This window comes from Pseudomonas sp. BE134 (assembly GCF_031456105.1).
Classification (GTDB): domain Bacteria; phylum Pseudomonadota; class Gammaproteobacteria; order Pseudomonadales; family Pseudomonadaceae; genus Aquipseudomonas.
In genome coordinates this window covers 186,360-198,809 of record NZ_JAVDUA010000001.1, presented here as the reverse complement: position 1 = coordinate 198,809, position 12,450 = coordinate 186,360, and the positions used below count along the sequence as shown (strand labels likewise).

Annotated in this window: 11 protein-coding genes; 3 read left to right on the top strand and 8 right to left on the bottom strand. The window is 60.5% G+C overall.

Features of this window, described 5'->3' with window-relative positions:
- Positions 1–11 precede the first annotated feature (11 nt).
- From J2Y56_RS00890 to J2Y56_RS00865, 5 genes are all read right to left on the bottom strand, one after another.
- Positions 12–1,139: an acyl-CoA dehydrogenase gene (locus J2Y56_RS00890; protein WP_007945943.1), complete on the bottom strand. Its 1,128-nt coding sequence runs from the start codon at positions 1,137–1,139 to the stop codon at positions 12–14.
- A gap of 162 nt (positions 1,140–1,301) precedes the next feature.
- A complete protein-coding gene (locus J2Y56_RS00880; RefSeq protein ID WP_310347955.1) occupies positions 1,302–2,495 on the bottom strand; it encodes an acetyl-CoA C-acyltransferase in 1,194 nt (397 codons plus the stop codon).
- Positions 2,496–2,506: 11 nt separating this feature from the next.
- Positions 2,507–3,268, bottom strand: a complete 762-nt coding sequence (locus J2Y56_RS00875; RefSeq protein WP_310347954.1) for an SDR family NAD(P)-dependent oxidoreductase — start codon at positions 3,266–3,268, stop codon at positions 2,507–2,509.
- Positions 3,269–3,284: 16 nt separating this feature from the next.
- On the bottom strand, positions 3,285–4,949 hold the full coding sequence (locus J2Y56_RS00870) for an AMP-binding protein (protein WP_007945939.1): 1,665 nt from the start codon (positions 4,947–4,949) through the stop codon (positions 3,285–3,287).
- 276 nt (positions 4,950–5,225) lie between these two features.
- On the bottom strand, positions 5,226–6,242 hold the full coding sequence (locus J2Y56_RS00865) for an AraC family transcriptional regulator (RefSeq protein ID WP_007945938.1): 1,017 nt from the start codon (positions 6,240–6,242) through the stop codon (positions 5,226–5,228).
- A gap of 203 nt (positions 6,243–6,445) precedes the next feature.
- On the opposite strand from J2Y56_RS00865, the gene J2Y56_RS00860 reads away from it, so the two are divergent.
- Positions 6,446–7,663, top strand: coding sequence for an MFS transporter (locus tag J2Y56_RS00860; protein ID WP_310347952.1), 1,218 nt, complete (start codon positions 6,446–6,448; stop codon positions 7,661–7,663).
- Here J2Y56_RS00860 and pssA read toward each other — a convergent pair.
- A complete protein-coding gene (gene pssA, locus J2Y56_RS00855) occupies positions 7,620–8,963 on the bottom strand; it encodes a CDP-diacylglycerol--serine O-phosphatidyltransferase (RefSeq protein ID WP_310347950.1) in 1,344 nt (447 codons plus the stop codon). The genes J2Y56_RS00860 and pssA overlap by 44 nt on opposite strands.
- 221 nt (positions 8,964–9,184) lie before the next feature.
- Between pssA and J2Y56_RS00850 the strand changes: the two genes are divergently transcribed.
- Positions 9,185–9,661, top strand: coding sequence for a nuclear transport factor 2 family protein (locus tag J2Y56_RS00850; protein WP_007945935.1), 477 nt, complete (start codon positions 9,185–9,187; stop codon positions 9,659–9,661).
- Between the two features lie 250 nt (positions 9,662–9,911).
- Positions 9,912–10,691: a TSUP family transporter gene (locus J2Y56_RS00845; protein WP_150779812.1), complete on the top strand. Its 780-nt coding sequence runs from the start codon at positions 9,912–9,914 to the stop codon at positions 10,689–10,691.
- Here J2Y56_RS00845 and nudC read toward each other — a convergent pair.
- On the bottom strand, positions 10,659–11,489 hold the full coding sequence (nudC, locus tag J2Y56_RS00840; protein ID WP_310347949.1) for an NAD(+) diphosphatase: 831 nt from the start codon (positions 11,487–11,489) through the stop codon (positions 10,659–10,661). The two genes, J2Y56_RS00845 and nudC, sit on opposite strands and share 33 nt — an antisense overlap.
- A gap of 6 nt (positions 11,490–11,495) precedes the next feature.
- Positions 11,496–12,308, bottom strand: a complete 813-nt coding sequence (locus J2Y56_RS00835) for a crotonase/enoyl-CoA hydratase family protein (protein WP_310347948.1) — start codon at positions 12,306–12,308, stop codon at positions 11,496–11,498.
- Positions 12,309–12,450 lie beyond the last annotated feature (142 nt).

Below are 12,450 nucleotides of genomic sequence, written 5' to 3'. Positions count from 1 at the left end.
TGGACTCCTTCTTATAAATTGCGCGAAATAACCATGCGCTGAATATCGCTGGTGCCTTCGTAGATCTGGCAGACCCGCACGTCGCGGTAGATCCGCTCCAGCGGGAAGTCGTTGAGGTAACCGTAACCGCCTAGGGTTTGCAACGCCGAAGAACAGACCTTTTCGGCCATTTCCGAAGCGAACAGCTTGGCCATGGACGCTTCGACCAGTGCCGGTTTGCCGCTGTCCCTCAAGGCCGCCGCGTAATGCACCATCTGCCGGGCCACGGCAATCTGCGTGGCCATGTCGGCCAGACGGAACGCAACCGCCTGATGTTCGATGATCGGCTTGCCGAAACTTTCGCGCTCGCGGGCGTAATCACGGGCGGCTTCAAACGCGGCGCGGGCCATGCCCACCGATTGCGAAGCGATGCCCACGCGGCCGCCTTCGAGGTTGGCCAGGGCGATTCGGTAACCTTCACCCTCCTCGCCCAAGCGGTTGGCCACCGGTACTTTGACGTCTTCGAAGAGGATCTGGCAGGTATCGGATGCATGCTGACCGAGCTTGTCTTCGACCCGGGCGACTTTATAGCCAGGCGAATCGGTCGGCACGATCAGGGCGGTGATACCACGCTTGCCGGCGCTTGGGTCCGTCACTGCAAACACGATCACCACCCCGGCGTTCTGCCCGGAGGTGATGAACTGCTTGCAGCCATTGAGCACGTAGTGATCGCCTTCCAGTCGCGCGCGGGTTTTCAGGCCGCTGGCGTCGGAACCGGCCTGCGGTTCGGTGAGGGCAAAGGCGCCGAGCATCGCGCCGCTGGCCAGTGGCTTGAGGAAGCGTTCTTTCTGATCGTCGTTGCCGTAGTGCAGGATCGGTACGCAACCCACCGAGTTGTGCACGCTCATGATGGTCGAGCACGCGCCATCACCGGCGGCGATTTCTTCCAGGGCCATGGCGTACGCCAGATAACCGGTGTCGCAACCGCCCCACTGCTCTGGAACGAGCATGCCGAAGAAGCCCAGCTCGGCCATTTCACCGATGGCTTCCTTGGGGAAGCGATGTTCGCGATCCCACTCGGCGGCGAACGGTTTCAACCGTTCCTGGGCAAACTGCCGGGCCGCTTCGCTGATCTGCAGTTGTTCGTCATTGGGAATCATGCCAAGTCCTTAAAATAAGCCTGTCGTACAAAATGACTGGTTGAAACACTGAACCTGTGGGAGCGAGCCTGCTCGCGAATGCGGTGTATCAGTCGATAAAAATGTCGAATGTGAATCCGCTTTCGCGAGCAGGCTCGCTCCCACATTGGAATAGCGCCAGCTTCAGTAGAGGCATTCAACCGCCATGGCCGTGGCTTCGCCGCCGCCGATGCAGATCGCTGCAACGCCGCGCTTCAGGCCTTTCTGGCGCAGGGCCGAAAGCAGGGTCACGAGGATACGCGCCCCCGATGCACCAATCGGATGACCCAAGGCACACGCACCGCCGTGAACGTTGACCTTCTCGTGGGGGATTTCCAGTTTGGTCATGGTTACCAGGCTGACCACGGCGAAAGCTTCGTTCACTTCGAACAGATCGACCTGGTCCAGCGACCAGCCAGTTTTCTTCATCAGTTTCTTGATAGCGCCCACCGGCGCTACCGGGAACAAGCCCGGGGTGTCAGCAAACGCCGCGTGGCCGTGAATGACTGCCAGCGGTTTCAGCCCTTGTTTCTCGGCGTCGGAGCGACGCATCAACACCAGTGCCGCCGCGCCGTCGGAAATGGAACTGGAGTTCGCTGCCGTCACCGTGCCGCCGTCGCGGAACGCCGGTTTCAACGACGTAATCTTGTCCAGCCTGGCTTTCGGTGGCTGTTCGTCGTTGCTGATCAGCACCTGTTCTTTACCGACCATCACCGACACCGGGACAATCTCGGCGTTGAAGCTGCCGTCCTTGATCGCCTGCTGTGCGCGGGTGGTCGAGGCAATGGCGAACGCGTCCTGCGCTTCACGGCTGAAACCGTTGGTTTCGGCGCAATCCTCAGCAAAGGTGCCCATCAGGCGACCCTTGTCGTAGGCATCTTCCAGCCCGTCGAGGAACATATGATCGAGCACACGCCCATGGCCCATGCGATAGCCGCTGCGCGCACGGTCCTGCAGGTATGGCGCATTGGACATGCTTTCCATGCCGCCCGCCACCACCACGTCAGCGCTGCCGGCCACCAACATGTCGTGGGCCAGAATCGCCGCTTCCATGCCCGAACCGCACATCTTGTTCAGCGTGGTGCAACGGGTCGACTTATCGAGCCCGGCTCCCAGCGCAGCCTGACGCGCCGGTGCCTGGCCGAGGCCAGCGGACAGAACACAGCCAAACAGCACTTCTTCGACCGATTCAGCGTTGATGCCGGCGCGCTCGACTGCCGAACGAATCGCGGCTGCGCCGAGTTGCGGTGCCGTCAGACTTTTCAGTTCGCCCTGAAAACCGCCCATCGGGGTGCGGGCGGCGCTGACGATTACGATGGGATCGTTGGCAATAGTCATGACAAAACTCCTTACTTGGCGGCCATGCGCAAGGCACCGTCGAGACGGATCACCTCGCCATTGAGCATGCTGTTTTCAATGATATGCCGCACCAGCGCGGCGTACTCGTCCGGTTTGCCCAGACGCGGCGGGAATGGCACGCCAGCGGCCAGCGAGTCGCGCACTTCCTGGGTCATGCCGGCCATCATCGGGGTTTCGAAAATGCCCGGGGCAATGGTCATCACGCGGATGCCAAAACGCGCCAATTCACGGGCGGCGGGCAAGGTCAGGCTGACAATGGCGCCTTTGGACGCGGCATAAGCGGCCTGGCCGATCTGGCCGTCGTAGGCTGCAGCCGAAGCGGTGTTGATGATCACGCCGCGCTCGCCGTCGGCATCCGGTTCGGTTTCAGCAATGGCAGCCGCCGCCAGACGCAGCATGTTGAAGCTGCCGATCAGGTTGACGTTGATCACCTGGCTGAAACTGGCCAGTGCATGCGGGCCGTTCTTGCCGAGGATTTTTTCGCCGCGCACGATGCCGGCGCAATTTACGAGGCCGTTGAGACCACCAAAGGCTTTGACCGTCGCCTGCACCGCCGCCTCGGCAGCCGCTTCGTTGCTGATATCCGCCACCACACTTTGCGCGCCCAGACGCTGGGCCTGCGCCGCAACCGCCTCGGCATTCATGTCAACCAGCATCACTTTGGCGCCGGCTGCAATCAGCGATTCAGCCGTGGCGGCACCCAGACCGGAAGCACCGCCGGTGACGAGAAAAACCTTGTTTTCGATCTGCATCATTGTTTCCTTGGATTCAAGCTGAAACGTTCTTCGCGGCGGCCTCTTGAGCCTTGGCGATTTCCTGATTGCGCAAGATAAAGCGCTGCAATTTGCCGCTTGGGGTTTTCGGCAACTCGCTGACAAATTCGATTTCACGTGGGTAAGAGTGCGCCGCCAGACGTTTGCGCACATGTTGGCGCAGCTCTTCAGCCAGCTCCGGCGTGGCGCGGTATTGTTCGCAAATCACCACGAAAGCCTTGACCAGTTCGGTACGCTCCGGATCGGGTTTACCCACCACGGCTGCCTCGATCACCGCCGGATGTTCGATCAGCGCACTTTCCACGTCGAACGGGCCGACGCGGTAGCCCGATGTGGTGATCACGTCATCGCTGCGACCGACGAAGCTGATGCTGCCGTCCGGGTTCCACTCCACGGTGTCGCCGCTCAGGTAATAGTTACCGACGAACGCTTTGGTTGGCGCGCCTTCGTAGCCATTGAACCAGCACATTGGCGACTGGGTGCGGTCGAGGGCCAGAATGCCTGGCTGCCCGACACCAAGTTCCTTGTATTCGTCGTCCAGCACCACGATACGATGCCCTGGTGAGGTGAAACCGGCGGCGCCGACGTGGACCGGGTGTTCCAGTGCGTGGTGGTTGCACAGAACCATACCCAGTTCGGTCTGTCCGTAATGGTCGTGGATGACCACGCCGAGGTTGTCGGCGAACCAACGGATCACTTCCGGATTGAGCGGCTCGCCGGCGCTGCTGACGATGCGCAGCCTGCCCTTGATCGATTTGGCGAACTCGTCGCCGCCCGCGATCAGCAGACGATAGGCGGTCGGCGACCCGGTGAGGTTGGTGATCCCGTACTTGTTGATCACCCGGCAGGTGCTTTCGAGGGTGAACGGACCATCGTAAAAGGTGATCGGATGCCCCATCGACATCGGCCCGGTAACGCCGTAATAGATGCCGTAGGCCCACCCCGGATCCGCAACGTTCCAGAACGCGTCTTCGGGCCGCAGATCCACGGCATCGCGGGTATAGCTCTGGAACGCGACGAGGGCTTTGAGCGGCACCGACAAGGCTTTCGACGGGCCAGTGGTGCCCGAGGTGAACATCAGCAGGAACGGGTCTTCGCCGGTCAGCAGCACCGGTTCGCACGCAGGAGAATAATTGGCCAGTTCGGCCCAGAAACTGTAATCGCCACGCACGATCCCCTGACCTTTGGCGCCACCGACGGTGACGATGGTCGGGCAGTCGGCCACTTCAGCGAGTTTCGAGCGATTGACCGCGTCGGTGACCACGACTTTGGCAGCCGAGGTGCCGAGGCGATGTTCAATGGCTTTGGGGCCGAACGCAGTGAATAGCGGCTGATACACCGCGCCAATGCGCCAGGTGGCAAAGACGGTGATCAATAATTCGAAGTTACGAGGCAGAAGCCCGGCGACCTTGTCGCCTTTTTTCACCCCTTGGGCCAGCAGGAAATTGGCAAACCGCGCAGCTTTATCCTGCAAGTCGCTGAAGGTGTACGTAGCGCTGGCGCCGTCGCGGCCTTCCCAGAACAGCGCGATGCGCCCTGGCAAAGCATGGCGGTCGCAACACTCGACGCAGGCGTTGAGCGCTTGCAGGGAACCGCTGAGAGCGGCGTCGACGGTGTGCTGATAGTTGAATTGTGATGTGGCAGACAGGTAATCGCGCATTGCCAGAATCCCTTTGTATTTTTATTGGGCTGGGGGAACCGTAAAGCCAGAGAAATAGTCGCTCTGTGGGCAGTACGGGGCAATGGTCAAAGTTATCAAGTTGGTTGACTGGTTTGGCCAAGGCTCAAGAGGTGTGGTACCCGTTCGGGCCTCATCGCGAGCAGGCTCGCTCCCACAGGGGTTCCGGGTATGGCATAGATTGCATTCACACCACAAAACCACTGTGGGAGCGAGCCTGCTCGCGATAGCGTCAGCGCAGTCACCAAGGGCCTCGGATCAATGCGCCTCGTTCAGAATCAAACTCCGGTAATGCCCCGGATTAGACCCCGCCCACTTGCGAAACGCCTTGTAGAACGAACTCGCATCGGCAAACCCCAACCGCGTGGCGATCTCGGCGAAGCTGATACTTGGCTCAGCCAGCCAAACGATGGCCAGCTCCTTGCGCACGCTGTCCTTGAGTCCCTGATAGGTCTGCCCTTCTTCCGCCAGACGCCGGCGCAAGGTCGAGGCCGACATGCACAATTGCTGCGCCAGCGGCTCGGTTTCCGGCCATTGCTGGGCAGGCAGTTGGCGCAAATTCTGTTTGATACGGTTCGCCAGGCTATCTGGATCACGGTACTTGACCAGGATATTGGCCGGCGCAATGGCCAGAAACCGTTTGAGTTCTTCAGCGCTGCGCTTGATCGGCAAATCCAGGCAGTCGGCGGAGAAAATCATTCGTGTGCGCGGCCGGTCGAAGCGCAGGTTCTCGGAGAACATCACCTGATAATCATCGCAAAAATCCGGTGCCGCGCAGCGCAATTCCACCGCCAGGATCGGTATCCGCCGTCCTGCCAGCCAACAGGCAACGCCATGAACGATCATCCAATAGGTGAAATAGGTGAAGGCTCGACGCGGGTCCTGATCGTCTTCCAATAGAACGATTTCGGCCAGGCTTTGCTGGCGGACCAGTTGCGCGGGCAGGTGCTCAAGCATCAACGACAGAAAGCTCAAACCTGACGTCAGCCCGGCGGCGAGGCTCGGCTGGACCATTGAGCAGCGACACAGAAACTCCAGACTGCCGGACTTGAGCTTGCGCGGGTCCATGCCAAAAAACTCATCATCCCGGCGCCGGGCCAACAAGCGCCAGAGCCGGGCATACGCGGTGGCCGGGACGCGGGCATCGTGGGTTTGCAGCAGCGCTGGATCGATTCCGACTTTGTTCAACACCTCATCGGTGGCCTGACCGGGGGCGCAACTCTGCAGCAGCGCTTCGCGCACCAGTTGGATGGAGATGGTGTCTTTTTCCGACATTGAGCGCGGCAAGCCTTGTTGTTTTTTGGAGTGTCGGCATCTTACCGCAGCCGCTTGCCGGGTGCAGATCCCTTGTGGGAGTGAGCCGGCTCCGGGCGGCGTTCCGACGATTGCATTATCACTGCCACCGATATTCCTGCTGCTTGCACATATCCCGAGCTACCATCTCCCGCAAACTATAAAAGCTCACGGAAGACTCACCCATGACCACTCCCGCCTTCGACTTGCGCCCGTTAATGGTTGCCAACATGGCCTGCTCCATGTCGATGATGGCGTTTGTCTCGTTGATCGGCCCGATTGCCCGGGTGTTGGGCCTTGCCACGTGGCAGGCCGGTGCGGCGGTGACGGTGTCCGGGGTCATCTGGATGCTGCTCGCCCGGCCTTGGGGCCAGGCCAGTGACCGTTATGGCCGGCGACGCATCCTGTTGATCGCCACCGCGGGTTTCACCCTCGCCTATTGGGCCTTGTGCCTGTTCATCGACGTGTCCTTGCGACTTCTGCCGTCGGCGCTGCTGGGGTTCATCGGCTTGATGATCGGGCGTGGATTGATCGGCGTGTTCTACGCCGCCATCCCGGTGGGTGGCAACGCACTGATCGCCGACAACATCGAACCGCAGCACCGTGCCAAAGCCATGGCGGCATTGGGTGCAGCCAATGCGTGTGGCCTGGTGATCGGGCCGGCCATCGCCGCGTTACTGTCGCGTTTCAGCTTAAGCCTGCCGTTTTACGCCATGGCCGTGCTGCCATTGCTGGCCTTTGTGGTGTTGCGCTTCAAGCTCAAGGGCCAGGAACTGCACCTGCGGCAAGCACCGCGCAAGGTGCGCCTGAACGACCCACGTCTGCGCCGGCCCATGGCGGTCGCGTTTGTGGCGATGCTGTGTGTATCAATTGCGCAAATCACCGTCGGTTTCTTTGCCCTCGACCGGCTCGGCATGAGCCCGGCCGACGCCGCGCAAACGGCGGGCATTGCCTTGACCATGGTCGGTTTCGCGTTGATCTGCTCGCAACTGGTGGTGCGCCGGCTCGAATGGCCGCCGCTGCGCTTGATCCGCGCCGGCGCGCTGGTGGCGTCCGTGGGATTTGCCGGCAGCATCCTCGCCAATACTGCGTGGGGCTTGTGGCTGTGCTTCTTCGTTTCAGCGGGCGGAATGGGGCTGATTTTCCCCTCTTTCGCCGCACTGGCCGCCAATGCCGTGGACGCCTCCGAGCAAGGCGCCACCGCCGGTTCCATCGGTGCCGCGCAAGGGTTTGGCGTCGTCATCGGGCCGTTGGCGGCCACGCTGATCTATGACCTGGAACCACGCTTGCCCTATCTGGTGGCCGCTGCGCTATTGCTGCTAGTGGCCCTGTGGCCAAAGCCCCCGGCAGCGTCAAGCGTTACAGAATCCGATAGAGCAGCCGCTCAATCCGCACCCGACTGACGCGCGTGAGGAACTTGGCCACCGCTGGCGGGTAATCCAGCAGCGTTTCCAGCTCCTGATAACGCTCGATGCGGCTGGTGTTCTGAAAAATCTCTACCAGCTCGGCGTTGCGTTGCTCAAGCAGTTCGCCTTTCGGGTCATCGATCAGTAGCGCGTTTTCCAGGTCAAGACGGAATGCCCGAGGGTTGAGGTTGTTGCCGGTCAGCAAGGTATAGCGCTGGTCGATCCACATGCCCTTGAGGTGATAGGTGTTGTCGCCATCACGCCACAAATGCAGGTTCAGTTTGCCGCTGTCGATGCTGTGCTGATGCTTTTTGGCAAAGCGTCGCAGGCTGATCTCGTAGAGGTAAGGCAGCGCTGCGATCACCTTGAACGGTTCGCTCGGCGGGATGTAGAAATCGTTGGCGGTCTTGTCGCCGACTACAATGTCGACCTTGACCCCTCGCCCTAGCGCCCGGTTGATTTCCCGGGTCACGGCCAGTGGCAGGTTGAAGTACGGTGTGCAGATCGTCAGTTGGTGCCGGGCGCTGGCGATCAACTCGCAAATCACCCTGTTCAATGGGTTGTTCTTGCCGACGCCGAGCAACGGGCTGACTGACAGATCGGCCTTCAGCGTGTTGCCCGCCGTGGTGTCATAGGCCGCGTGCTTGAGACGGCTGCGCAAATCGCCGATGTCATGGCGCAGGCTGCGGGTGGTCGGCAGGTTCGGCAAATCGAGGCGGTGCACGGCTTTGGACTCAAGGAAACCGTGCTGTATCAGGTGCTGCATCGAATTGGCCAGCGCCTGGTTCTGCAGTACGTGGTATCGGTCGAAGCGGTATTTGTCGAACTTGTGCAGGTAAACATTGTTCAGGCTCGCGCCGCTGTAAATCACGCAATCATCGATCACAAAGCCCTTCAGATGCAGCACGCCGAACAGTTCGCGCGTCTGAACCGGCACGCCATATACCGGCACTTGACTGGCGTGGGTGCGGGTCGCTTCCTGATACCACGCCGAGTTGCCCGGTTGCTTGCCGGCACCAATCAAGCCGCGCTGGGCGCGCAGCCAGTCGACCACCACGACCACGTCCAGCTGCGGACGCGCCAGTTTGGCGGCGTGCAAGGCATCGAGAATTTCCTGGCCGGCTTCATCCTGTTGCAGGTACAGCGCAACGATATAGATGCGCTGCGTGGCCTGGGCGATCTTCTCCAGCAGGCAACGACGAAACTCGGCGGCACCGGAAAGGATCGTGACGGCATCGGCGGTCAGCGGAAAACTGCGCAGTTTGGGCAGCAGAGAGCGTTTGAAAAGCGACGGCATAGGGCTCGCAGTGGGTCGAATCCGAAGAATTCATGAGCTTACACCATGGATGGGTTTGGGTCTTGTTACCGCATTGGTATACCTGTCTCCTGCTCGCGATGGCGGCATGACAGGCGAAGAAAGTTTCTGCTGACCAAGGACAACGAACGTTCTACTGTTTTGCAACACGAACAAAATGACCCGCTACGTGTTTGAACTGTACTTTTACTGGGAGACTTTACATGTCTAACGCTGAAGTTCGTCCGCCATTGCCCCCCTTCACCCGCGAATCTGCCATCGAAAAAGTTCGCCTGGCCGAAGACGGCTGGAACTCTCGCGACCCCGAGCGAGTGTCGCTGGCTTATACATTGGATACCCGATGGCGTAACCGCGCCGAATTCGCGAACAACCGCGAAGAAGCCAAAGCGTTCCTGACCCGCAAATGGGCCAAGGAACTGGATTACCGCTTGATCAAGGAACTCTGGGCCTTCACCGGCAACCGCATCGCCGTGCGTTATGCCTATGAATGGCACGACGACTCGGGCAACTGGTTCCGTTCCTACGGCAACGAAAACTGGGAGTTCGACGAGAACGGACTGATGGCCAATCGGTTTGCCAGCATCAACGACCTGCCGATCAAGGAAAGCGAGCGCAAGTACCACTGGCCGCTGGGGCGTCGCCCGGATGATCACCCGGGGCTGTCCGACCTCGGTCTCTAATATTCACCTAAATCCAAAATGTGGGAGCCAGCCTGCTGGCGATGGCGGTGTAACAGTCACTGGATGTATCGACTGATACTCAGCCATCGCGAGCAGGCTCGCTCCCACAGGGGGCTTATGTTCGACGCACATCCAATGTGGGAGCCTGCTGGCGATGAGGCCAGACGGGTCGCCGCAAAGTCTGGATCTAGGTAAGATACCGGCCCTTCCCCGCAGCCCTGTCCTGCACCCCGCCGAATAAGCCGATTCCATGCCTTTCGAACTCAGTGTTGACCTCACCACCCTGGCCATTCTGGCCGTTGTTGCCTTCATTGCCGGTTTCATCGACGCGATTGCCGGTGGCGGCGGTCTGCTGACCACCCCGGCCCTGCTCACCGCCGGCTTGCCGCCGCACCTGGTACTGGGCACCAACAAGTTGAGTTCGACGTTTGGCTCGGCCACCGCCAGTTTCACCTTCTACCGTCGCAAGCTATTTCATCCCCGCCAGTGGATGCACGCCATCGTTGGCACACTGGTCGGCGCATTGACCGGCGCGGTGGTCGCGCATTATTTGCCGGCCGAGTGGCTGAATAAAATGCTTCCGGTGATCGTCTTCGCCTGCGGCCTGTACCTGTTGTTCGGCGGCACGCCCAAGGCACCACTGGACAGCGATGCGCCGATCAAGAAAAAGTGGCAATCGACCCAGGGCTTCAGCCTCGGTTTCTACGACGGCGTGGCCGGCCCCGGCACGGGCGCGTTCTGGACCGTCAGCACGTTGCTGATGTACCCCATCGACCTGGTGAAGGCCAGCGGCGTGGCACGCAGCATGAACTTCGTCAGCAACATTGCGGCGCTGTCGGTGTTTGTATTTTCCGGGCAGGTGGACTGGGTCATCGGCCTGAGCATGGGCCTGTCGGTGATGGTCGGCGCTTTCTTTGGCGCACGCACCGCCATCAGTGGCGGTGCGAAGTTCATTCGACCGGTATTCATCACCGTGGTGCTGGGCTTGACCGTGCGGTTAGCCTGGCAGCACTGGTTCAGCGTGGCCTAAGCGCCGCGCCACATAGACGTCGATCAGGTAACGGGCAATCGAGCGTGACGCCGGCAACGGCGGCAGCGCATGAACGCTGAACCACTGGGCGTCTTCGATTTCGTCTTCCTGACAGACAATCACGCCACCGGCGTACTCGGCATGGAAGCCGAGCATCATTGAGTGCGGGAATGGCCAGCACTGGCTGCCCAGGTACTGGATGTTCTTGACCTCGATCTGCACCTCCTCGCGAACCTCGCGAATCAGGCAATCCTCGGCCGACTCTCCCGGTTCGGCAAACCCTGCCAATGTGCTGTAGACCCCACTGACGAAACGGGGCGAACGGGCCAGCAGGATCTCATCGCCACGGGTGACCAGCACGATCATGCTCGGCGAGATCCGTGGGTAATAGCGCAAATTACACGGCTCGCAGTACATCGCCCGCTCGCGTGGAATCTGAGTTGCCGCCTGACCACAGTTGCCACAAAAGCGATGCTCTCGGTACCAGGTGCCAATTTGCGCGGCATAGCCGAGCACCTTGTACACCGTGTGATCGCCCTCAAGCATGAACGCCCGCAGACCTTTCCAGTTGCAACCCGGCACTTCGCCGGGACTGCGCAGTTCCAGCAGGTAGACCGGCTCGCCATCAAGGTGACCGATGCCGTGCTCGGCGAGAATAGACAGGTCCTGACGCTTGAGCCACTCACGCGGGAACAGCGCGCCATTGTCATCAAACAGGAAGCCTTCCGGGCTGCGGGCCACGGCCCAGCCGCCAGGTTGATCGGTGTCCAGTACTGCGGTGGTCCAGCGTGAAGTCATGTTTAATCAGTCCAGAAATTCGGGTTTCTGTTTGCTCATATGGGCGGCCATGGCCACACGCAGGTCAGTGGATTGCAGCATGGCGGCGTTCCAGGTGGCGACGTATTCAAGGCCGTCGTCGATGCGATGGTCGCGCATGTAGCTGATCATCTCTTTGGTGCCCGTCACTGCAATCGGCGACTTGCGGGCGATCTCGCGGGCAATCCCCATGACGCCATCCAGCAGGCTCGCGCTGTCGCTGTAGACGCGATTGACCAGGCCGATGTTGCGCGCTTCGTCGGCGCCAAACGTGCGACCAGTGTAAGCCAGTTCACGCAGCATGCCGTCACCGACGATGCGCGGCAAGCGTTGCAACGTGCCGACATCGGCGGCCATGCCGATGTCGATTTCCTTGATCGAGAATTGCGCGTTTTCGGCGGCGTAACGCATGTCGCAGGCGGCAATCAGGTCGATGGCACCGCCGAGGCAATAACCCTGAATCGCCGCCAGCACCGGTTTGCGGCAATTGTCGACAGCATTGAAGGACGCTTGCAGGGCGAGGATCTTGCGGCGCAGCAGGCGCGCGTTGCGACCGACATCCTTGCCCAGTTCATTGGCCACACCGGCCAGCATCATCAGGTCGATGCCGGAGGAGAAATGCTTGCCGGCACCACTGAGGACCACGACGCGAGCTTCATCGGTGTCGTCGATCCACTGGAAAATCTCAATGATCTCGCTCCAGAACGCGGCGTTCATCGAGTTGATCTTTTCCGGACGGTTTATCTGCACATGGGCGATGTTGTCGGTGAGTTCGACGGTGAACGCGGTGTACTGAGACATGGCAGTGATCCTTTTACCGGGCAAAAAATGAGGCCCGGACTATAACAAGGCATGGGTGGGGGGAGTAAGGCAGTGGTTCGGCCAAAAACGGGACTGGTTTTTGAGTTTCCAGTGACTGGACGGGCCTCATCGCGAAGGCCAC